This window comes from Geobacillus zalihae NBRC 101842 (assembly GCF_001544135.1).
Classification (GTDB): domain Bacteria; phylum Bacillota; class Bacilli; order Bacillales; family Anoxybacillaceae; genus Geobacillus; species Geobacillus zalihae.
Genome location: NZ_BCPV01000023.1, coordinates 19,016 through 41,932 on the forward strand (window position 1 = coordinate 19,016; position 22,917 = coordinate 41,932).

Below are 22,917 nucleotides of genomic sequence, written 5' to 3' on the forward strand. Positions count from 1 at the left end.
GGGAACCGATGTTGCCGATTCGTGTACTGATTATTGAAGACGACCGTCGCATTGCGGAAATCAATCGGCGCTTTGTCGAGAAAGTGAACGGTTATGAAGTGGTCGGCATCGCCACGAACGCTGAAGAGGCAAGGGAATTGACGGAGGTGTTGCGGCCAGACATGTTGTTGCTTGACGTCTATTTTCCCGATATGAACGGCCTTTCGTTTTTGAAATGGGTGCGAGAGCGTTTTTCCGATATCGATATTATTATGATCACCGCAGCACGAGAAGTGGAGGCGCTGAAGCAAGCGCTGCATGGCGGAGTGTTTGATTACATTATCAAGCCGATTATGTTTGACCGTTTTGCGGAAACGTTAAATCGATACAAGGAGTATTATGACAAAATGCAACGGTGGGTGAAAGAGAAAGAGTGGATTGGCCAAGAAGAGGTTGATGCCTTAATGGGAAGAGAAGTGTCCGTTAAGGAACAGCCCATGTTGCCTAAAGGCATTCAGCCATTGACCCTAGAAAAAGTGTTGGCGGTTGTGAGACAGTGCGCAGAAGGCATCACCGCTGAAGAAGTGGGGCGGCAAATCGGAACCAGCCGGACGACGGCCCGCCGTTACTTGGAGTATCTCGTCTCTGTCGGCCAGGTGACGGCCGATATTGCCTATGGATCCGTTGGGCGGCCGGAACGAGTTTACAAGAAGAAAATGTAGATATGGATTTTCAAAAATGAAACATGCATTATATGGATAAAGAAAGAGAGGAGAGCGTCTTGGCTGTTTTTAGCGGCATTTTATTGCAAGTGATGGTTCCGATGTTATTGATTGTCGGCTTGGGGGCAGGGCTTCACCGCTTCTTTCATCTTGACCTCAATACGTTATCCAAATTGAACATGTACGTCCTGCTGCCGGCAGTCGCATTCATCAACGTGTATGACAGTGAGTTGGATGGAAAAGTGTTGGCGGCCATCTTAGAATTTCTCTTGTTGCAAAACAGCGGACTGATCGTTTTGAGTATGATGATGGCCAAGTTATTCAAATTGGAACGGAGTTTGTCAGCCGTATTTCAAAACACCATTGTGTTGAACAACTCAGGTAATTTCGGCATCCCGGTCAGTCAGCTTGTATTTCATCAACATCCGCTCGGGGCGACGATTCAAATTATGGTGACGATCTTTCAAAATTTCTTGACGAATACATATGGGGTATACCAGTTTGTATCCGGGAATGGAAAAAGAGGGAAATGGACTGCGGAGATATGGAAAAATCCCGTTCTTCACGCGCTGTTGCTTGGCGTAGTTTGTCGATGGCTTCATATCCCCATCCCATCATTTTTATGGGCGCCGCTTCAGCGGGTTGCCGATGCGTTTTTAGCCATCGCTCTCTTTACGTTGGGAGCGCAAATCGCCTACGCCCGTTTTACTGCCTTGCCGCCGCTTGTGTATGTGAGTGTGTTCGGGCGCTTGATTTTGTCGCCGCTGTTGGCTGCGTCTTTGATCTTTCTATTAGGAATGGATGGAGTGACGGCTCAGGCATTGCTCATTGCCAGTTCCTATCCGTGCTCGCGCAATACGGCGCTGTATGCACTCGAGTATGACTGCCACCCAGATTATGCCGCCCAGGCGGTGTTGGTGTCGACCTTGTTGAGCGCCATTACCGTGACAGGCGCAGTATATGCGGCCCGCCTGCTGTTTCCGATTGGCGGATGAAAACGGGGGCAAGTTGTCGTCGACCTCCAATCGTGCAAAAATCCCGGGGGATCGACGACAATGTCTTTTCGCGTCAAAATCCTACAGCCAACACGGCTGAACAGTATTGACAGAATTTTTGAAACGTGTTATTCTGAAAACAGCCAAAAGGGGAAAAGCTTGATTTTACGCACATGATTTGGGGTTTTTATCGTACCTATGAGGGATTGAAACCCTTTTACGTCACCAATCACAATTCCTGTTACCTCGGTTTTTATCGTACCTATGAGGGATTGAAACGAATCACGCAAGCAAACAGTTGCTACACTGCTATCGTTTTTATCGTACCTATGAGGGATTGAAACTCGCGCCGGCAGCGGCAGAACTTGCGCAAGCCTAGTTTTTATCGTACCTATGAGGGATTGAAACAGGAGGGAACAAAATGAAGAGTCACACATTACAAGTGTTTTTATCGTACCTATGAGGGATTGAAACTATAGTGTTCTTTACTTGCTTCCATGTAATCAGCGTTTTTATCGTACCTATGAGGGATTGAAACACGCTTTCGTTCCCATCGCTTCGACTTGTAGAAAGGAGTTTTTATCGTACCTATGAGGGATTGAAACTCTTGGAATTGGGATAAATTCTTTCCAACCAAGGATATGTTTTTATCGTACCTATGAGGGATTGAAACAAGAGATTGTCACCACGATCAAACCGTATCTTGCGAAGGTTTTTATCGTACCTATGAGGGATTGAACCTATCTCCCTGCCACAGCTGAACCACTGCTGAGTTCAGCTTGTTTTACCGCTCGACATAGAAGACCGGTGAAAAACGGTGGCTTTCGCGTAATCAGCGTTTTGGGGCGCGAGAGAAGGCCTAGTTTTAAAAGACTTATCCACTTGAGAAAATAGTGTTTTTCGCGGTTTTTTCACTACATCACCACCCTTATAGGAAAAGGACGAATGCGAAATGGCACATGCCAAAAAACGTGGGAGGGATAAGGAGGAGTTCGGCCGCGAAGGGCGAATACAGTACGGTGAATCCGACATTGCCGGGAGGGAAAACGTGGCTAGGAAGCGAATCGATCATGACCGGTTGTTCAAAGAGCTGCTGTCGACATTTTTTGAGGAGTTTTTGCTTCTTTTCTTTCCCGACGTGTACGAGTACATTGACGTTCACCATCTCTCTTTCCTCTCCGAGGAACTGTTCACCGATGTGACGGCCGGAGAGAAGCACCGCGTCGACTTGTTGGTCGAAACAAAGGTAAAAGGGGAAGACGGGCTCGTCATTGTCCATGTCGAGCATCAAAGCTACACCCAGCGGACCTTCCCCGAGCGAATGTTCCTCTACTTCAGCCGCTTGTTTCAAAAATACCGCCGCCGTATTCTCCCGATTGCCATCTTCAGTTATGACGAACAATACGATGAGCCTTCCTCATGGGTCATGCAGTTTCCGTTTTTGACCGTTCTTGACTTCCGCTTTTTGACGGTGGAGCTATGCAAACTGCCGTGGCGCGCGTACATCCGCCATGCCAACCCTGTCGCCGCTGCCTTGCTAAGCAAAATGGGGTATAATGAAGATGAGAAAGTCGACGTGAAAAAGGAATTTTTGCGCATGCTCGTCCGCCTCGAGCTGGATGAAGCGAAACAGCGGCTGTTGTTCGGTTTTTTCGAGACGTATTTGCGGCTATCCGAAGAGGAGGAAGCGAAACTGCGAAACGAGGTGAGCCAAATGGAAACGAGGGAAGCAAAGCGTGTGATGGAACTCATCGTCTCATACGAACAGCGGGGGATGGAAAAGGGAATCCAACAAGGAATCGAACAGGGGATGAAGCAAGGACGCCAACAAGGGATCGAGGAAGGGAAGCTCGACGTGGTGAAGAGAATGCTGGCGAAAGGGTACGATGTCGACACGATTCACGAACTGACTGGGCTGCCGGTCGAGACGATTGAAAAGGTGAGGCAGTAAGTCGGATGCCCCCTGGCTAGAGCGAACGTCGCCGCCCGCAATGGCGTCAAATCCCTCATAAAGGGCGGCGGCCGTCTTGTTAGAGCCTTCGGACGTTTCGTTCCCAGGGGAGGTTTTTGGAAACGCCGTGTTTTGGGAACTTTTTCGATTTATGAACGGCGTTTTTCTTTTATGATCAGTCTTCTAATCTGGTGATTTAGTGAAAAGTCGCAGAAAACGGATTTCCTTCTCAAATTGAGAAATCCTTTAAAATCAACGCTTTTCGTTCATCCAAAAGCAACTGATTCAGCGAAATCGGTTGTTTTTCACTAGCCTCCTAGAAATGTTTCTTTTTCGGTATAAGACCTCCTAAATCCCTGTCTTAGAGTGTGCATTTTTCAACGATCTTCTATATATTTACATTTCTAATACAATTATAATTTTATTGGAAATTTGGAAAAGAAGGAATTTTATGACCATATTAAAAATAGGTATTTGTTCATAAAAATGAATCAATGCATTGCTTAGTGCAAAATGAAAGTACAATCTATGAAGCCGTTTGGCGCGATCCATTCGGGCGGAATGACATCATTGGCAAGCTGTCACGGCCGTATACCGTTCATTGATTTCTAGGATTTCAAACAAAAACTATTGTAAACCGCTTTCACTTGGTTTATAATAAAGCTAAACCGGTTTATGAAAGCGCTTTTGAACTAAATCGATTTAGTGCGAGAGAGGGATCCCTTTTGAAAAAAGTAACGATGGCCGATGTCGCGAAATTGGCCAACGTTTCGAAAAGTACCGTGTCGCAATACTTAAATAAGCGCTATGAGTATATGAGCGAGGAGACGAGAAAGCGCATCGCCGAGGCGATTGAAGAGCTTGGGTATCAGCCGAACATCATCGCCCGCAGTTTGAAGCAAAAGACGACAGCGACCATTGGCGTGATTGTCTTTAATATGCTTCATATGATGACAACGCAAGTGCTGCACGCCATTGAAGAGGAATGCCAAAAGCGCGGGTTTCAAGTCATTGTCTGCAATTCCGGCGATGATCCGGACAAGGAGAAAACATATGTCGATACGCTGCTGGCGAAGCAAGTGGACGGGCTGATCGTGTTTCCGACAGGAAAGAACGAGGACGTCTACCGCCGTCTTGTCGAGGAACGGTTTCCGCTTGTGTTTGTCGACCGGATGGTGCCGGGAGTGGAGGCGGACAGCGTGCTTCTGGATAACTTCGCTGCCGCGGAGATGGCAGTCGATTATTTCGCTTCCAACGGTTATCGGCGCATCGCTATTGTCACCCCTCCGCTTGTCCCTTACAACGTGCCGCGGATGGAGCGGTTGGAAGGGTTTCGGGCGGCCATGGAGAAAAGGGGATTTGAAGTTGGCGATCAAAACGTCATCGCCGCTGAACCTGCCGCGCTGCCTGGGGAGCTGAAGAAGCGGTTCATGGAATCGGAGCGGCCGAACGCCTTGTTTGCGATCAACGACTTGACGTTGATGGGGGTTTTGCGGTTTGTGAAAGACGCAGGGGTTCGTGTGACGGATGAGGTGGCGATCATCAACATCGATGATGTACCGTTTGCCGACATTTACACGCCGGCGCTGACGACGATCGCCCAGCCGACGTTTGCGATGGGGAAAAAAGCAGCTGAGCGCGTGTTTGAACAAATGAAAGCGAAAAAAGCCGACGGTCCGCGCGTATTTCGTTTCTCCCCGACATTGATGGAACGGACATCGATCAGGCGGGGGAAGGCATGAAGAAGGGAGGAGAAACGATGGCGATTCACGGGGACGTCGTCATTGGGATTGATATTGGGACGACAAGTACGAAAGCGGTCGTGTTTGACGGGCGGGGGAAGGTGCTGGCTTCTCACGCTGTCGACTATCCGATCATCCAGCCGCATCCGGGGTTTGCCGAGCAGGATCCCGATGAACTGTTCGCGGCGGTCGTTCAAGCGGTCGGGGCGGTGACGATCCGCCACGGCATCCGCCCAGCGCAAGTGAAAGCGATGGGCTTGAGTGCGGCGATGCACTCGATTATGGCGCTTGACGAGTCGGGGCGGCCGCTCACCCGCCTCCTCATCTGGGCGGACAACCGAAGCGTGGCTCAAACGGAGCGGCTGTTGAAAGAGCAAAACGGGCTTGCCATTTATCGGCGGACGGGCACGCCGATCCATCCAATGTCGCCGCTATCGAAATTGCTTTGGCTCAAGGAAGAGCAGCCGGACGTATTTCAGCGAGCACGGCGGTTTGTGTCGGTGAAAGATTATGTGCTGTATCGCCTGTACGGTGACTATGTCGCCGACCATTCCATGGCATCGGCGACGGGTTTATTCCGGTTGGACACGCTCGATTGGGACGAGGAGGCGCTCGCCCTTGTCGGCATTCGCCGCGAGCAACTTCCGCAGCTCGTTCCCGCCACTCACATCATGACTGGGATGAGAAGAGAATGGGCGGAAAAAATGGGAGTCGCTTCGGATGTGCCTGTTGTCATCGGGGCGAGCGACGGCGTGCTCGCCAACGTCGGCGTCGGGGCGGTGCTCCCAGGTGAAGCGGCCATCACGATCGGAACGAGCGGGGCGGTGCGGACGATTGCGGCAAAACCGACGACCGATGAAAAAGGGCGGACGTTTTGTTATGCGTTGACGCCCGGCTATTGGGTCGTCGGCGGACCGACGAACAACGGCGGAATTTTGCTTCGCTGGCTGCGCGACGAGTTCGGCGCCCAGGAGCGGGAAGTGGCGAAAAAGCTCGGCATGGATCCGTATGACTTGTTGACGAAATACGCGGAACGCGTCCCGCCGGGGGCGGAAGGGCTTGTGTTTTTGCCGTTTTTGTCAGGCGAGCGGGCGCCGCATTGGAACGCGAATGCGCGCGGGACATTTTTCGGCCTCGGCCTTCATCATAAGCGCGAGCATTTCATCCGCGCTGTCATGGAAGGCGTCTGCTTCAGCATTTTGTCTGTCGCTTTGGCCATTCGCGATGTCACGGGGCCGATGTCGGAAATCCGCGTCTCAGGCGGATTTGCCAAATCGCCGTTTTGGCGGCAAATGCTTTCTGATATGCTCGGCAAACCGCTCATCGTGCCGCAGACGCACGAGGCGTCGGCGCTGGGGGCGGCTGCGGTGGCGCTTTACGCGTTAGGCGAGCTGCCGTCGCTCGAAACGGTGAAAACGTGGATCGACACGACAGCCCGTCATGAACCGAAGGAAGAACATACGCTCCTTTACGCTGAACTGTTTGATTTGTATGCCCGCTTGTATGAGCGATTGAAAGAGGAATTTGACATCATCGCTGCGTTTCAGCGGCGGAGTGGGTAAAGGGAGGAAGACTAAATCGATTTAGCTGGCTATGATCGGGCGCTAAATCGATTTAGCCCTTTCCTTCAAAGATCTGAAAACGTTTGCTTTGTTCACTAAATCGATTTATCTCAAAGATAAAGGGGGAGCTTGTGATGGAAATCGCCATTGTTGTTGCTGCTATTATCGTGTTATTATTGCTCATTACTATGGCGAAAATGCATCCGTTTGTCGCACTCATTTTAGTGTCCGTCGGCGTCGGGCTGGCGATGGGCATGCCGCTTATCGCGCCGTCGCCGGAAACGCCGGGCATCATTGACTCGATCAAGGCGGGGCTTGGCAACACGCTCGGCTTTTTGGCGATCGTTCTGGCGCTCGGGACGATGCTTGGCAAAATGATGGCTGAATCGGGCGGCGCTGAGCGCATTGCGAAAACGTTGATCGACCGCTTCGGCCAAAAACGCGTCCATTGGGCGATGATGGTCGTCGCTTTTTTAGTCGGGATTCCGGTCTTTTTCCAAGTCGGGTTTGTCTTGCTTATTCCGCTTGTTTTTACGATTGCGATGGAAACAGGCATTTCACTGGTCACGATCGGCATTCCGCTTGTCGCCGGTTTATCGGTCGTTCACGGCCTTGTCCCGCCGCACCCGGCGGCGATGGCGGCAGTCGGCATTTTTAAGGCGGATGTCGGAAAGACGATTCTCTATTCAATCATCGTCGGTCTGCCGACGGCGATCATTGCTGGACCGCTGTACGGTAAATGGATCGGCTCGCGCATGTATAAAAAAGTGCCGGCGGAGATTGCCGAACAGCTTGTGCAGCATAAAGAAGCACGTGAGCTTCCTGGCTTTGGCAATACACTGTTCACGATTTTGCTTCCGGTCATTTTGATGTTGATTGCCTCTGTGGCAAACGTGACGCTTGATCAAAAGTCGGAAGCAGCGAAAGTGCTGCGTTTTATCGGCGACCCCATTGTCGCGCTCTTGATCGCGACGGTTTATTCGTTCTTCAGCTTAGGCTACGCCCGCGGCTTCAACCGCGATGCCGTGCTGAAATTCGCCAACGACTGCCTCGGCCCGGTCGCGAACATCCTGCTTGTCATCGGGGCGGGCGGCGCATTCAACAAAGTGCTGCTTGATTCCGGCATCGGCGAACAAATCGCGGAAGTGGCGAAACACTCGCACTTCTCTCCGCTCCTGTTAGGCTGGGGCATTGCGGCGCTCATTCGCGTAGCGACGGGATCGGCGACCGTCTCGATGATGACCGCTGCCGGCATCGTTGCCCCCATCGCGGCTACCATGCCGGGAACGAACGTGGAACTGCTTGTCTTGGCGACCGGCGCGGGTTCGTTGATCTTGTCGCACGTCAATGACTCCGGCTTCTGGATGATCAAAGAATATTTCGGCATGACGGTGAAAGAAACGCTCATGACATGGACGGCGATGGAGACGATTATTTCGGTGGTGGCGTTTGTCTTCATTTTGTTATTGAATATGGTCCTCTAGCCTTTCCAATGCAAGACGCCTGTTTTTTAGGAGAACGGGCGTCTTATTTTTATATGCCCTTTTGTTATATTTTATATTATAATTATGTAATAAAAAATTACATAAGGAGTGACGTCCATTGATTTTTGCGAGACGTGCGGCGCGAAAAACAAAGCGTGAATTGGATCAGCCTCGACGTGAGGAAACGCAGGGAGGATCACAACAAATGGCAAGGCAAATTGTCGTGGCCGTCGATCAGCTCAAGGCGGCGATGGAACAGATGAAGATGGCGGCACTTTCGCTGAATGACATTTCCGATTCAAGCCGGAATAGTGCGGCAGAGCTGATGGACCATAGCGAGAAAACGGTGGAGTATACGGAAAAAGTGGCGAACAAAATGCGAACAATCGAGGAGGCGGCTAGGGAAATCGCTGCATCTTCGCGTGATATGTATGCGAGCAGCCAGCAGTTTTCCGAACATTGGCTGCATTCATGGAATTCATTAGAAACGTTGCAAAAGGAAATTCGAGCATTGCGCTCCCATCATGAAACGTTGTTGAAACAAATGGACCATCTCGTTCATCATTCGCAACGCATCAACCAAATTATATCGGCGATCGGCGAGATTTCGCAGAAAACGAAAATTTTGTCGCTCAATGCCAATATTGAGGCGGCTCGTGCGGGAGAACATGGGCGCGGGTTTGCGGTCGTCGCGCGGGAAATCGGCATGTTGGCGAATCAAACGTCGGAAGCTGTCCAGCAAACACAGGATATTTTGTCCCTTATTCAACGCGAAATCGCAGCAACAACCGATATCGTTCGCGAAGAAACAAAGCAAATCGATGTCGAAGAGAAAGAAATGGAAGCGATTATGTCGTTCCTTCATTCGCTGCATCGACAGCTGAATGATATGACGGACCTCGTCTCCTCTTCTGTCCGGTCAGCGTCTGGACAGTCGGACAGCGTGAAAGAAATCGCCGGCCTGCTTGAAGAAATCGTGCAATTGAGCCGGGAAAATCAACGGTTTGTCGAGCGAGTGACGGCGGATATGAACGAACAGCACGAGAGCGTCGGACAGATTTTACGCATTAACGAAGCGCTGCAAAAGACAGCGGAGGAGCTGCAACAAACGGTCGGACGTGATTGGATGAGGGAAACGATTGCTGTCGATGATGCGGTCGTGAAAAACACGATTCAGAAACTATCGGCTTTGCTTCAGTCAGCTCCGTTGGAACAAATGGATGAGGCCATGCATCAACGCGTGCTGGATCGATTTTTATCTGAGAATGGAGAGATTGAGGCTGTCTGGTCGAATCGTCTTGATGGGGCGTTTGTCTATTCGAATCCGCCGGCGGGCTTGGTCAACGCCAAAGTCCGGTCGTGGTTTCAGGAAGCTTGTAGAGGAACAGTGTATGTTTCCGATCCGTATGTATCGGCATTGACGAAACATCTTTGCGTCACGGTGTCCGCTCCCATTAGGGATCATAACGGTCAAATTGTCGGAGTCATCGGAGCGGATTTGGCGCTTTCGAAATGAAAGACGCCCCAAAAAGGCGCATGTGTGCCTTTTTGGGGCATGTTTTGTTTTTCGACCTGGCTGATTGGTCGGAAGATGATTGATAATAAATATAACAAAAATATGTAATAAAATATGACAAATATGTTGAGTCCGTGAAACGTGGGCCTTATACTGCTAATCAAGAACAAATCCTCAACGTGGAGAACATGCATCGCTTTTGAGGAACAAGGGAGGGATGCGCTCTTTTAGATGAACGAGGGGCAGGAATTCATCGATGTTTCAAATGAATAGGGGGAAGGGTGTGCGAATGAAACCAGCATTCATGTGGAAATTATGGCTGCTTTTATGCGTCAGTGTTTTTGCTCTTGGGGGATGTGCGGCGTCATCAGCAGTGGATCAAGCCAAAAACGAGAATCAAAATGATTCATCTTCGGCTGGAAAAGAAGGGGATGTGGTCAAAGTAGGAATCCTGCACTCGTTAAGCGGAACGATGGCCATCAGTGAAGTGTCGCTGCGCGATGCCGAGTTAATGGCGATCGAGGAAATCAATGCATCTGGGGGGCTGCTCGGCAAGAAAATTGAACCGGTTGTGGAAGATGGAGCGTCCGACTGGCCGACATTTGCCGAAAAGGCGAAAAAATTGCTGCAAAAAGATCAAGTGGCCGCCATTTTTGGCGGTTGGACATCGGCGAGCCGCAAGGCGATGCTTCCGGTTGTGGAGCAAAACAATGGGCTGCTTTGGTATCCGGTGCAATATGAAGGGATGGAGTCGTCGCCGAACATCTTTTACACCGGGGCGACGACGAATCAACAAATCGTTCCAGCGGTCAGCTGGCTCTTGAAAAACCGCGGCAAAACGTTTTTCTTGCTCGGGTCGGATTACGTCTTTCCGCGGACAGCCAACAAAATCATCAAGGCTCAGCTGAAGGCCGAAGGCGGGCAAGTGGTCGGGGAAGAATATACGCCGCTCGGCCATACCGATTATAGCACCATTATCAGCAAAATCAAACAAGTGAAACCGGCTGTCGTCTTCAATACGCTCAACGGCGATAGCAATGTCGCCTTTTTCAAACAGTTGAAAGACGCTGGCATCACACCGAAAGACGTGACGGTGATGTCCGTCAGCATCGCGGAAGAAGAAATACGCGGGATCGGGCCGGATGTGTTGGCTGGTCACTTGGCTGTGTGGAACTATTTTCAGACGACCGATACACCGGAAAATAAGGCGTTTGTACAAAAGTATAAAGAAAAGTACGGGCAAGACCGCGTGACCGATGATCCGATTGAAGCGGCGTATACAGCCGTTCATTTATGGGCCGAAGCAGTGAAAAAAGCCGGCTCCTTTGATGTGGATCAAGTGAAAAAAGCGGCGGCCGGCCTTGAATACAAGGCGCCGGAAGGAACGGTGAAAATTGACGGGGAAACGCAGCATTTATGGAAAACGGTGCGCATTGGTGAAATCCAAGCGGACGGACAATTCAAAGAGTTATGGAATTCCGGTCAGCCGGTGAAGCCGGATCCGTATTTAAAAAGCTACCCATGGGGGAAAGGATTAAGTGAATAGTTGCATGGGGAGGAAGGCATGTCCTTCCTTCTCGCCCAGCGGACATGAGAGGGGGGATGGCGATGTTCATTGACCAATTATTCAACGGGCTGAGCGTCGGTTCGATTTTGCTTTTGATCGCCATTGGGTTGGCGATCACGTTCGGGCTGATGGGTGTCATCAATATGGCGCACGGTGAACTGATGATGGTCGGAGCGTATACGACCTATGTCATCCAGCAATGGTTCACTAGCCATATGCCGCACTCGGCAGGGCTGTATTTTGTCGCCGCCATTCCATTGTCATTTTTGGCCGCCGCTCTGCTTGGATGGGGGCTGGAAAAAAGTTTGATCCGCCATTTGTACCACCGCCCGCTGGACAGTTTGTTGGCGACATGGGGGATCAGTTTGATTTTGCAACAGACCGCCCGTCTCATCTTTGGGGCGCCCAACGTGGCGGTTGTGCCGCCAAGCTGGCTGGATGGCGGAATCCGCTTGTTTGGGGCAGTGTTTCCGTATAAACGGTTGTTTATTCTTTGCCTTGTGTTGGCGATCGTTTTCTTTCTCTATATGTATTTAATGAAAACACGAGCTGGCCGACGCATTCAAGCCGTCACCATGAACCGGTCGATGGCAGCCTGCCTCGGCATTGCCACGCAAAAGGTCGATGCTTACTCGTTTGCGATCGGTTCAGGGTTGGCGGGGGTGGCGGGATGCGCGTTGACCTTGCTTGGGCCGATCGGGCCGACGATCGGCACGTACTATATTGTCGATGCGTTTATGGTCGTCATTTTAGGGGGAGTGGGAAAACTGGCCGGGACGCTGCTGGGGGCATTTGGCATTGGTTTGATTTCGACGTTCGTCGAATATTCCACAAGCGCCACCATTGCCAAAGTCATTGTGTTCGTTTTGATTATTGCTTTCTTGCAATGGAAACCGTCCGGTCTTCTTAGCGTGAGAACGCGGTCGCTCGATTGAGGGGGGGAGCATGGTGAACAAACGTTGGGGATACTGGCTGTTTTTTGCCGCCTTGTTTCTTGCGCCGTTTTATTTGACCGAGTTCCGCTTGTCCCTGCTCGGCAAATTTCTTTGCTTTGCCATCGTGGCGGTCGGCATCTCCCTCATTTGGGGCTATACCGGCATTTTGAGCCTCGGCCATGGGGTGTACTTCGGGTTAGGCGCTTATTGCATGGCGATGTATTTGAAGCTCGAAGCTTCGCGAGGGCATTTGCCTGATTTTATGGAATGGAGCGGCGTGCGCGAACTGCCGTGGTTTTGGAAGCCGTTTGCGCATCCTATGGTGGCCATCGCCGCCGCGATCGCTCTTCCTACGTTGCTCGCTGCGCTATTAAGCTATTTAACGTTTAAAAATCGGATTCAAGGCGTCTATTTTTCTCTCCTTTCCCAGGCGGTTGTTGTCGTGTTTGTTACGCTGTTTATCGGCAAGCAAGAATGGACAGGCGGAACGAACGGCTTGACCAATTTTTCGACCGTGTTCGGCTTTTCGTTATCATCGCCGCTTACGCAAATTGTGTTGTATTGGCTGACAGCAGCTGTTCTTGCCCTCATTTTCGTTATGACGCGCCGTCTAACGACTGGTCAGCTAGGAAAAGTGCTCATTGCCATTCGCGACGCTGAAAATCGGGTTCGTTTTTTAGGGTTTAATCCGACCGTCTATAAAGTGTTTGTGTATAGTTTGTCAGCCGCCTTTGCCGGAGTGGCAGGCGCATTGTTTGTCCTGCAAGTCGGGCTCATTTCCCCGGAGATGATGGGGATTATTCCTTCAATCGAAATGGTGCTGTGGGCCGCTGTCGGCGGACGCCACTCGCTCATGGGCGCGATCATTGGTGCGATTGTCATGAACACGGCGAAAAGCTTTTTAAGCGAAAATTATCCGGATCTATGGCTGCTTTTGTTAGGCGCCTTGTTTGTCGTTGTTGTGCTGTTTGTTCCGAAGGGATTGGCGGGCATTTATGAATCGCTCGCTGCCGTTCGCATCAAAGAAAAAAGGGGGCATGAACGTGAAGCCCGTGTTGATGTGTCGTGACGTCGTCGTTGACTTCGATGGATTTCGTGCTTTGCAAGGTGTTGATCTCGCGGTTTACCCTCATGAAGTGCGGTTTTTGATCGGCCCGAACGGAGCGGGAAAAACGACGCTGCTCGATGTCATTTGCGGGCGGACGAGAGCGACGGACGGGCGGGTGCTGTTTTTCTCCCATGACATCACGCAACGGCCGGAATACGAGATCGTGCAAATAGGCATCGCCCGGAAGTTTCAAAGCCCTTCCATTTTTCCGTTTTTGACGGTATGGGAAAATATGGAGTTAGCCATGCGACAAGATCGGCGTCTGCGTTCCGTTTTGCGGGCGAAGTTGACTGGAGAAGAGAAAGAAATGATGGCGGCACAGCTAGAGAAAATTGGATTGCTCGATGAACGTCATCGCTTAGCGGGCTCACTGTCTCATGGCCAAAAGCAGTGGTTGGAAATCGGCATGCAGCTCATTCAGCGTCCGCAGCTCCTCCTATTGGATGAGCCGATCGCCGGCATGAGTGCGGCGGAGCGGGAGCGCACGGGGGAATGGCTCCATGAAATGGCCGAACATTGTGCGGTCATTATTGTCGAGCATGATATGGACTTTGTCCGCCGCTATTCCAAACAAGTGACAGTCATGCATGAAGGAAAAGTATTGTGCGAAGGATCGATGGATGAAGTGCAGCAAAACGAACAAGTCATCGATGTGTACCTTGGAAGGAGGAAAAACGCGTGTTATGCCTCCGGAATGTAACCGCTGGCTATGACGGAAGTGTGGTGCTCGATCATGTTGACATGGATGTTCCTCTTGGTCGGGTGACGGCGGTGTTGGGCAGAAACGGGGTCGGAAAAACGACGTTGATGAAAACGATCATCGGGTTGATTCGCCCGATGTCAGGCGTCATCGAATGGGAGGGGGAAGATATCACGCGATGGCCGCCGGAGCGGCGGGCGCGAGCGGGGATCGGCTATGTGCCGCAAGGGAGGGAAATTTTTTCGGCGTTGACGGTGGAGGAAAATATTCTTCTCGGGCTGGAAGCGCAGGCCGAAAAAGTCCGTCACCAGCCGACTCTGGATGAAATGTACGCGCTGTTCCCGATTTTAAAAGAGATGCGCCAGCGAAAAGGAGGAGATTTAAGCGGCGGACAGCAGCAACAGCTGGCCATTGCCCGCGCGTTGGCTGGCCGGCCGAAACTGCTCTTGCTTGATGAACCGATGGAAGGCATTCAGCCCTCGATCGTTGCGTTGATTCATGATGCGATTATGAAAATTGCCAAAGAAAAGCAGGTTGGCATCATATTGGTCGAACATAACGTGGAGCTGGCGTTTTCTTGTGCCGATCGTTTCTATATTTTGGATCGCGGCGCTGTCGTGGCGAAAGGGGATGTCGATGGGGCTGATTTGAATTATATTCAATCATTTCTTGCTGTTTAAGCAGCAGACAGCGGTGTTAGCGAATGAGAGATTTTTTGAACCTGCGAGTATAGGCGGGAGCATTCAAGAGGGGGGAAGAGATGAGTGAAACTGACTCCGCGTGAACAGGAAAAGCTGCTGATCGTCGTTGCCGCTGATTTGGCGCGCCGCCGGAAAGAGCGGGGCTTGAAGCTAAATTATCCGGAAGCGGTGGCGCTCATTACGTATGAACTGATGGAAGGAGCCCGCGACGGGCGGACGGTGGCGGAGTTGATGCAATACGGCGCAACGATTTTGACGCGCGATGATGTGATGGAAGGCGTCGCTGACATGATCGACGAGATTCAAGTCGAGGCGACGTTTCCGGACGGCACGAAACTCGTCACGGTCCACCAGCCGATCCGGTCGTAATAGCGCCGGCCGATTCCGATGAAGGTGGATTAAAGGAGTGGTCCTATGATTCCAGGAGAATACCGATTGCGCGACGAACCGATTGTGTGCAACCGGCAAAAGCCGGTTACGAAGCTGACGGTCATAAACCGCGGCGACCGCCCGGTGCAGGTCGGTTCCCATTTTCACTTTTTTGAAGTCAATTCGTTTCTCGAATTTGACCGACAGGCCGCATACGGAAAACATTTGAACATCCCAGCCGGGACAGCGGTCCGTTTTGAACCCGGGGATGCGAAGCAAGTGGAGCTCGTCCCGTTCTCCGGCAAGCGCCGGGTGTACGGATTAAACAATATGGTCAACGGTCCGCTTGATGACAACGGGAAGGAGGGAGCAAGAGAATGAGTTTTTCCATGTCAAGACGGCAATACGCGGATATGTTTGGACCGACGACCGGGGACTGCATCCGGTTGGCGGACACAGACTTATGGATTGAAATTGAGCATGACTATACCGTTTACGGCGATGAAGTGAAATTCGGCGGCGGGAAGGTGATTCGCGACGGGATGGGGCAGCATCCGCTCGCTGTCCGCGACGAAGCGGTCGATTTAGTGTTGACGAACGCCGTCATCGTTGATTACACCGGCATTTACAAAGCCGATATCGGGGTCAAAGATGGAAACATCGCCGCCATCGGCAAGGCGGGGAATCCGCTGTTAATGGACGGCGTCAATATTGTCATCGGCGCCTCAACGGAAGTGATCGCGGCCGAAGGGAAAATCGTGACCGCTGGAGGAGTGGATGCCCATATCCATTTCATTTGCCCGCAGCAAATCGAAACCGCCCTGTCATCCGGCATTACGACGATGATTGGCGGCGGGACCGGGCCGGCGACCGGAACGAATGCCACGACGTGCACGCCGGGAGAGTGGAACATTTACCGGATGCTTGAAGCCGCCGAAGCGTTCCCAATGAATCTTGGGTTTTTAGGAAAAGGCAACGCGTCGGCGAAAGAGCCGATCGCGGAGCAAGTGCGCGCGGGCGCGGTGGGACTTAAGCTTCATGAAGACTGGGGAACGACGGCGGCAGCGATTGATGCGTGCTTGCGAGTGGCGGATGAGTACGACGTGCAAGTCGCCATTCATACCGATACGTTGAATGAAGGCGGGTTTGTCGAGCATACACTGAAGGCCATTAACGGACGCGTCATTCATACATACCATACGGAAGGAGCCGGAGGGGGGCATGCGCCCGATATTATGAAAGTCGCCAGCTTCCCGAACATTTTGCCTTCTTCCACGAACCCGACGCGGCCGTATACGAAAAACACGCTCGATGAGCATTTAGATATGTTAATGGTGTGCCATCATTTAGATCCGTCCGTTCCAGAAGACATTGCCTTTGCTGATTCGCGCATCCGCAAAGAAACGATCGCGGCAGAAGACATTTTGCACGACATCGGCGCCTTCAGCATGATCAGTTCCGACTCGCAAGCGATGGGACGGGTCGGTGAAGTCATTTTACGTACGTGGCAAACGGCCGACAAAATGAAAAAACAGTTTGGCCGCTTGCCGGAGGAAACGGGGCGAGGCGATAATGTCCGCGTCAAACGGTACGTAGCCAAATATACGATCAATCCAGCCATTACGCATGGGATTGCCGAATATGTCGGCTCGGTGGAAGTCGGAAAATTCGCGGATTTGGTCGTTTGGCATCCCGCTTTTTTCGGGGTCAAGCCTGAGCTCGTCATCAAAGGCGGGATGATCGCCTACAGCGTGATGGGCGACCCGAACGCCAGCATTCCGACGCCGCAGCCCGCTCTGTACCGCCCGATGTTCGCCAACTATGGCGCCGCCGTCGCGAAAACGTCCATTACGTTTTTGTCCAAAGCGGCGTTCGAACGCGGCGTCCCTGACAAACTGCGATTGCACAAAATCGTCAAACCGGTTGGAAACATTCGTTCGTTAACGAAACACGATATGGTGTTCAACAACGCCATGCCTCAAATCGATGTCGATCCGCAAACGTATGAAGTGAAGGTCGATGGGCGGCTCATCACGTGCGAACCGGCTGAAGTTGTGGCCATGGCGCAACGATATTTTCTGTTTTGAGGTGATGATGATGATTGTAGAAACGGTTATCGGCAACATTCGAGCTCTTTCTTCTCTCCCCCCGCACATCGAACGGGTGTACATGCCAAGCGATGATTTAGTAAAACGAATTCAGCGGGTGGTGACCGACCATGGGAGGGAGATTGGCATTCGCTTGAAAGAAGCGAAAGAATTGGTAGACGGAGATGTGTTATGGATGGATGAGCATAATGCCATTGTCGTATCCGTTCTTCCCGATGATTTGCTTGTCATCCAGCCTGTTTCCATGAAACAAATGGGGGAGATTGCTCATCAGCTCGGCAACCGCCACTTGCCCGCCCAATTCGAGGAAGGGGAAATGCTCGTCCAATACGACTATTTAGTCGAAGAGCTGCTCCAGCAACTCGGCATCCCGTACAAGAGGGAAAAACGGAAAGTAAAACAAGCGTTCCGCCATATCGGGCATCGCCATGACTGACCAACAGCTGCTGTGGCTGCTGCAGCTCTCCGATTCCAATTTTCCATCAGGAGCGTTTTCCCATTCCTTTGGGTTTGAAACTTATATGTACCATGAACAAATTCGTGATGCCAAAACGTTTGGCGACGCGCTCGTCGTGTATATCCAAACCCAGCTGACGTATACGGAGGGATTGGCGTGCCGGATCGCCTATGAGCAGTTGGAAGTCGACCGTATGGAAGGACTGCGGCGGCTGAACGACACGCTGTTTGCTCTCTGCTTGGCGAAGGAAACGCGAGAAGGAACGAGAATGATTGGGGGGCGCTTATGGAAACTGTGCCGCGACATTTACGGAGTCGATGAATTGGATGAGATCGTGCAAACGACGCGGTCCATTCATCCGGCCATTGTGTTTGCGGCGGTTGGCCGCAAAATCGGAGCAGCCAAACAAACGACGGTGCTGACGTATTTGTTTGCTTCCGTACAAACGATGGTGCAAAACGCGGTTCGCGGCATTCCCCTCGGCCAGACGGACGGGCAAAAGCTGCTCGTCATGGCGCAGCCATATTTGATTCATGCCGCGAGCATCATCGAGACACTCGACGAAGAGGAGCTCGGGGCGGCAGCCGTCGGCTTGGAAATCGCGCAAATGCAGCATGAACGTCTTCCTGTTCGATTGTTTATGTCGTAAATCTTGTTTGACGTGGAACGAAAGAAGGACAGAGAAGGGAGAATCCAGAATGGAACCGGTACGAATCGGCATCGGCGGCCCGGTCGGCGCCGGCAAAACGATGCTTGTCGAGAAGCTGACGCGGGCGATGCATCGCCGCTTTAGCATCGCGGTCATTACGAATGATATTTATACAAAAGAAGATGCCCAATTTTTAATCAAACATAGCGTCTTGCCGGAAGATCGGATTATCGGCGTCGAAACGGGCGGGTGCCCGCATACGGCCATTCGCGAAGACGCATCAATGAATTTTGCGGCCATTGATGAACTGAAACGGCGCCATCCAGATGTGGAACTCATTTTGATCGAGAGCGGCGGCGATAACTTGGCGGCGACCTTCAGCCCGGAGTTGGTCGATTTCTCCATTTATGTCATCGACGTCGCCCAAGGGGAGAAAATTCCGCGCAAAGGCGGACAGGGGATGATGAAGTCAGATTTGCTCGTGATCAACAAAATCGATCTTGCCCCTTACGTCGGCGCCAGTCTGGAAGTGATGGAACGGGACGCCAAAGCAGCGCGAGGGGCGAAGCCGGTCATTTTTACAAATTTAAAAGAAGAGATTGGTCTTTTTGACGTTGTGGATTGGATCGAAAAACAGGTGCTGCTGGCAGGGCTGGAAGAATGAGCTGGACGGGGCGTTTGCGATGTACAGCGGTCGTGAAAAACGGCCGCACCGTCATTTTGGACAACTATAGTGAAGGGGCGCTGAAACTGATGCGTCCTGTTTACCTCGATCCGGCTCATCCGACGTTATATCTTGTCCACGTGGGCGGCGGGTATGTCGATGGGGATTCATATGATATGGAAATCTTCCTCGAGCCCAGCGCCCGGTTGATGGTGACGACCCAGTCGGCGGCGAAAATCTACAAAACTCCTTCAACGCCTGTAAGGCAGTATACACGATTGTCACTTGGGGAGCAAAGCGTACTTGAATATTTCCCCGACCCGACGATCGCCTATGAGCATGCGCGCTTTTATCAAGAAACGACAGTGTACATCACGCCAAGCTCCACGTTTGTTTATGGCGAAATCATCACGCCTGGATGGTCGGAAAGCGGCGAGCTGTTCCGCTATGATTGGATTCGCTCGAAACTGAAGGTGTATCAAGACGAGGCGCTCGTTCTGTTTGATCATCTGTACTTGGACTCGCGGCAGCACTTAACGAGCATGCTGCAGCTCGGCGGCTATACGCATGTCGGATCATTCGTGGCTCTTTCTCCGTTCATCACAAAGGAAGTGTTAGAACAGTTCAACCAATTCATGGAAGAGATGCCGAAAGAGGTTCGCTGCGGTTTTTCAGCGGCAGCCGTTCCAGGCTTTTCTGTACGTATATTGGCGTATGAAACATCGGCCATTGAAGCGATATTCCAACGCGTCCAACAGTTTATTCGCCAACAATGCGGTGAGAAAGCGCCAGTCTGTTGGAGGAAATATTGACAAGGGAAAGGAAGAAGACAATGGGAACGATATGGCCTGTGCTCTTGTTTGGATTGCTGCTAGGAATGAAGCATGCGACGGAACCGGATCATGTCATTGCCGTTTCGACCATTGCCAGCCGGACGAAAAAACTGTCCCTTTCATCGCTGGCCGGCATGTTTTGGGGAATTGGCCATACGTTGACGCTGCTCGTTGTTGGGATGGCGATGATCGCCTTTGAGCGGCAAATTCCTGAACAGATTGCTTCTTACCTTGAAATGGCCGTCGGCGTAATGATCATCATGTTAGGGATCGCCAGTTTTCGCTCGACAATGAGGCTGGATCATCATCACCAGGGCGATATTCATCATTTACATGTGAAATCGACATTGATCGGCATCGTCCACGGTTTGGCCGGCAGCGCCGGAATGGTGTTGTTGACGATGACGACGGTCAAAGGAACTTGGATGGCGCTTGCTTTTATTTTGATTTTTGGCCTAGGAACGGTCATCGGCATGATGCTGTTCACGACGTTTCTCGGGATTCCGTTTGTTTGGATGAAAGCGAAACAGCAAGTCATGAATCAATGGATCGTGAAAACCGTTTCCCTCATCAGCATCGCCTATGGGGTCTATTACATGTATCATATCGCCGCCGAAATTTGACGCTCCTCGCGGCTGGCGTCATAGGTGGAGGGTTGTTCAAAACAAAGAAGCACCGGTCTTGGGAGAAGGCCGGTGCTTCTTTTTCGATGCGGCGTCATCATCACCTCGTGTCACACCAGTGGTTTTACAAGCAACAACTCATCTCGAATAGGAATGCCGTCAGGACTTGTTTTCGGAATGTTTGGCTTGATTTGTCGCGCCTTGTCGACAGCGTTGGGAAAGACGTTCACAATTTGATAGCCGCGCTTTTGATAGAAACGAAGGGCATGCAAGTTGTCGTTGGTAGTGATCAGTTGAACAGCCGTGCACCTTTGTTGTCTCGCCCATGCCTCTGCCTCATGCAAAAGGGCGCTGCCGATGCCGCGGTTTTCCATTATGCTGTCTAGCGAGATGATCTCGCATTCGTTTCCGCAAATCACAAACGTAATGAGCCCGACGATCCGAGATCCATTCTCAACAGCCGCAAATCCATCCAGCTCGCTGCAGGTATAGATGCCGGTCGAGACAACCATTTGCGGACTTCCCCAATGGTCGTTGAAAAATTGGTTGACGATGGCGCGGTCCAACTGTTTGGTTGGAACGATGTTCAAGGCGCTCCTCCTCCTTTGTGCAGATGATGATGTTTGATCACCCCAATGCATAAGACGTTCACTTCCGTGCGTGATTTTGACACTCCGCACGCCTAAAGGCGTGGGATTCTTGAGTCGTTCGCGTCCTCATCCATTTCTGGTTCGGACAACGCCCAAATTCAGGGGTGTGTCATCACCCCGTCCCATCGGGTTAGGATGTACCCCCATGGGCGGCGCACCTGTGACCAGTGCGCTAGGTTAGACGGGGCTCGCTTTCATCCCACCCCTCAAGGAGTGGGCTTTCTCGCTCGCTGATCTGTAACAGGGGATGTCCACATCCGTCCTCCTCTTGTGTCAAAGGGCCGAGTCTTTTTGCATCATCGCGCGTTGAAACGATTGAAAAACAGCGAAGGAAATGAATGTTAGCACAATCCCTGACATATATGGCAAACTGGACTTTAAGGTGAACAACCAGCCGGCGATCGCCGGACCGCCAATGCGGCCGAGCGAATCGAACGAGGATAAGACGCCTGTTGCGCTTCCTTGGCCATCCGCTGTATACTTCGTCAACAACGCGGAGACGCACGGGCGGATGACGCCGTTTCCAATGCCGAAAATCGTTAAATAGAGCGCGGCTGTCCAAAAGCTGTGAACGAATAAAATGAGAAAAAAGCCAACTGCTGACAAGAACAGCCCGACACGAATGACAGCTCCTTCCCCGAATGAGCGGATCAGTTTTCCAAGCAACCCTCCTTGGACGATGGCCCCTGCAAGCCCCATGATCATAAAGATGTAGCCAAGTTCCGTCGACGAAAGCCCCGCTCGTTCAGCGGCAAAATAGGCGAACGTCGCTTCAAGTCCGGCGAGGGAAAACGTTGTGATCAGCTGCAGTAAGTATAGGCGCGCTACAGGCCCTTGGAGGGCGGCCGCAAGCGATGGCCGCTTTGTTCGTATATTCATTCGTTTTTCTCTCGGAAGCGACTCATGCAAGAAAACGAAAACGAATAGAGCGGTCAAGAGCGCCAAGCTGCCTGCCATCCAAAACGGAGCGGTTAAGCTCGCTTTCGAGAACACGCCGCCGATCCCCGGTCCGAAAATGAATCCAAGCCCAACGGCCGCTCCGATCATCCCCATTCCTTTGCCCCGGTCTTCTTCCGTTGTCACATCTGCGACGTACGCCATAGCGGCCGGCATCGTGGCCGCCGATAGACATCCGCCGATGATGCGAGCGGCAAACAACATCCAAAGTTTTGTCGCGACGGCGAGCAAGAAAAACGAAAGTGCTAAGCCAGAAATACCGATGAGCAACATCGGCTTTCGTCCATAGCGGTCCGATAAATTCCCCCACATCGGCGCAAATAAAAATTGCATGAGCGAATACACGGCCATTAGCCAACCGAGTTGTGTTGGAGTCGCGCCGATTTTTTCTGCGTAAAATGGAAGGACAGGGATAATGATGCCAAACCCGGCCATGACCAAAAACATCACAAGAAACAAAAGCGATAAATCACGGCGATTGCCCATGATCATCATCTCCACGATATGGTTTGCCTCTTTCATCATAATGGAAAGACAGGCGTTTTTCAAAGCAGATCATGCCTCGCTTGGCCATTCCGACAAGGCTGGGATCACTCCCGAATGTCATCCACAAACCATTTCCATTCATCCCCATTGACAATGGAA

At 51.6% G+C, this 22,917-nt stretch carries 22 protein-coding genes and 1 CRISPR repeat array; of the genes, 20 read left to right on the plus strand and 2 right to left on the minus strand.

The window, feature by feature from the left end:
- Positions 1-8 precede the first annotated feature (8 nt).
- The 20 genes from GZ1_RS08365 (at position 9) to GZ1_RS08460 (ending at position 20,665) form a co-directional block, all read left to right on the plus strand.
- Positions 9-701, plus strand: coding sequence for a response regulator (locus GZ1_RS08365; protein WP_060788311.1), 693 nt, complete (start codon positions 9-11; stop codon positions 699-701).
- A gap of 59 nt (positions 702-760) precedes the next feature.
- Entirely contained in the window at positions 761-1,696 is a 936-nt protein-coding gene (locus GZ1_RS08370; protein WP_060788327.1) for an AEC family transporter, read from the plus strand.
- 183 nt (positions 1,697-1,879) lie between these two features.
- Positions 1,880-2,437: a CRISPR direct-repeat array (repeat unit 30 nt; unit sequence GTTTTTATCGTACCTATGAGGGATTGAAAC).
- A gap of 307 nt (positions 2,438-2,744) precedes the next feature.
- On the plus strand, positions 2,745-3,647 hold the full coding sequence (locus tag GZ1_RS08375) for an Rpn family recombination-promoting nuclease/putative transposase (protein ID WP_060788328.1): 903 nt from the start codon (positions 2,745-2,747) through the stop codon (positions 3,645-3,647).
- Positions 3,648-4,372: 725 nt separating this feature from the next.
- Positions 4,373-5,389: a LacI family DNA-binding transcriptional regulator gene (locus GZ1_RS08380; RefSeq protein ID WP_060788312.1), complete on the plus strand. Its 1,017-nt coding sequence runs from the start codon at positions 4,373-4,375 to the stop codon at positions 5,387-5,389.
- Between the two features lie 17 nt (positions 5,390-5,406).
- Positions 5,407-6,951 carry a gluconokinase gene (gntK, locus tag GZ1_RS08385; RefSeq protein WP_060788313.1) on the plus strand — a complete coding sequence of 515 codons (1,545 nt, stop codon included), beginning with the start codon at positions 5,407-5,409 and terminating at the stop codon, positions 6,949-6,951.
- Positions 6,952-7,085: 134 nt separating this feature from the next.
- Positions 7,086-8,435 (plus strand): GntP family permease, encoded by a 1,350-nt coding sequence (locus GZ1_RS08390; protein WP_060788314.1) that lies wholly within the window; start codon positions 7,086-7,088, stop codon positions 8,433-8,435.
- A 205-nt stretch (positions 8,436-8,640) separates the two neighbouring features.
- Positions 8,641-9,951 carry a methyl-accepting chemotaxis protein gene (locus GZ1_RS08395; protein ID WP_255211281.1) on the plus strand — a complete coding sequence of 437 codons (1,311 nt, stop codon included), beginning with the start codon at positions 8,641-8,643 and terminating at the stop codon, positions 9,949-9,951.
- A 289-nt stretch (positions 9,952-10,240) separates the two neighbouring features.
- The gene (gene urtA, locus GZ1_RS08400; protein ID WP_025039014.1) at positions 10,241-11,497 is read left to right on the plus strand and encodes an urea ABC transporter substrate-binding protein; all 1,257 of its coding nucleotides are present in this window, start codon (positions 10,241-10,243) and stop codon (positions 11,495-11,497) included.
- Positions 11,498-11,553: 56 nt separating this feature from the next.
- Positions 11,554-12,453, plus strand: a complete 900-nt coding sequence (gene urtB, locus GZ1_RS08405) for an urea ABC transporter permease subunit UrtB (protein WP_060788316.1) — start codon at positions 11,554-11,556, stop codon at positions 12,451-12,453.
- A 10-nt stretch (positions 12,454-12,463) separates the two neighbouring features.
- Positions 12,464-13,522, plus strand: coding sequence for an urea ABC transporter permease subunit UrtC (gene urtC, locus GZ1_RS08410; RefSeq protein ID WP_060788317.1), 1,059 nt, complete (start codon positions 12,464-12,466; stop codon positions 13,520-13,522).
- Positions 13,497-14,261 (plus strand): urea ABC transporter ATP-binding protein UrtD, encoded by a 765-nt coding sequence (urtD, locus tag GZ1_RS08415; protein WP_060788318.1) that lies wholly within the window; start codon positions 13,497-13,499, stop codon positions 14,259-14,261. Before urtC ends, urtD begins: the two co-directional genes overlap by 26 nt.
- Positions 14,240-14,941, plus strand: a complete 702-nt coding sequence (gene urtE, locus GZ1_RS08420) for an urea ABC transporter ATP-binding subunit UrtE (RefSeq protein ID WP_060788319.1) — start codon at positions 14,240-14,242, stop codon at positions 14,939-14,941. The genes urtD and urtE overlap by 22 nt, the downstream gene beginning before the upstream one ends.
- 84 nt (positions 14,942-15,025) lie before the next feature.
- On the plus strand, positions 15,026-15,331 hold the full coding sequence (gene ureA / locus GZ1_RS08425) for an urease subunit gamma (protein ID WP_020755308.1): 306 nt from the start codon (positions 15,026-15,028) through the stop codon (positions 15,329-15,331).
- Between the two features lie 45 nt (positions 15,332-15,376).
- Positions 15,377-15,712 (plus strand): urease subunit beta, encoded by a 336-nt coding sequence (locus GZ1_RS08430; RefSeq protein ID WP_015375019.1) that lies wholly within the window; start codon positions 15,377-15,379, stop codon positions 15,710-15,712.
- Positions 15,709-17,418 carry an urease subunit alpha gene (gene ureC, locus GZ1_RS08435; RefSeq protein WP_015375018.1) on the plus strand — a complete coding sequence of 570 codons (1,710 nt, stop codon included), beginning with the start codon at positions 15,709-15,711 and terminating at the stop codon, positions 17,416-17,418. Before GZ1_RS08430 ends, ureC begins: the two co-directional genes overlap by 4 nt.
- Positions 17,419-17,428: 10 nt before the next feature.
- A complete protein-coding gene (gene ureE / locus GZ1_RS08440) occupies positions 17,429-17,875 on the plus strand; it encodes an urease accessory protein UreE (RefSeq protein ID WP_020960052.1) in 447 nt (148 codons plus the stop codon).
- Complete coding sequence (locus tag GZ1_RS08445) at positions 17,868-18,545, plus strand: urease accessory protein UreF (RefSeq protein ID WP_015375016.1); 678 nt, start codon at positions 17,868-17,870, stop codon at positions 18,543-18,545. The genes ureE and GZ1_RS08445 overlap by 8 nt, the downstream gene beginning before the upstream one ends.
- A gap of 49 nt (positions 18,546-18,594) precedes the next feature.
- On the plus strand, positions 18,595-19,209 hold the full coding sequence (ureG, locus tag GZ1_RS08450; protein ID WP_033011718.1) for an urease accessory protein UreG: 615 nt from the start codon (positions 18,595-18,597) through the stop codon (positions 19,207-19,209).
- Positions 19,206-20,021, plus strand: a complete 816-nt coding sequence (locus tag GZ1_RS08455; RefSeq protein ID WP_015375015.1) for an urease accessory protein UreD — start codon at positions 19,206-19,208, stop codon at positions 20,019-20,021. Before ureG ends, GZ1_RS08455 begins: the two co-directional genes overlap by 4 nt.
- 20 nt (positions 20,022-20,041) lie before the next feature.
- Positions 20,042-20,665: an urease accessory protein UreH gene (locus GZ1_RS08460; protein WP_060788320.1), complete on the plus strand. Its 624-nt coding sequence runs from the start codon at positions 20,042-20,044 to the stop codon at positions 20,663-20,665.
- A gap of 110 nt (positions 20,666-20,775) precedes the next feature.
- Here GZ1_RS08460 and GZ1_RS08465 read toward each other — a convergent pair whose 3' ends face one another.
- Both GZ1_RS08465 and GZ1_RS08470 read right to left on the minus strand, forming a co-directional pair.
- The gene (locus GZ1_RS08465) at positions 20,776-21,255 is read right to left on the minus strand and encodes a GNAT family N-acetyltransferase (RefSeq protein ID WP_060788321.1); all 480 of its coding nucleotides are present in this window, start codon (positions 21,253-21,255) and stop codon (positions 20,776-20,778) included.
- A gap of 333 nt (positions 21,256-21,588) precedes the next feature.
- The gene (locus GZ1_RS08470) at positions 21,589-22,758 is read right to left on the minus strand and encodes an MFS transporter (RefSeq protein ID WP_060788329.1); all 1,170 of its coding nucleotides are present in this window, start codon (positions 22,756-22,758) and stop codon (positions 21,589-21,591) included.
- Between the last annotated feature and the right edge of the window lie 159 nt (positions 22,759-22,917).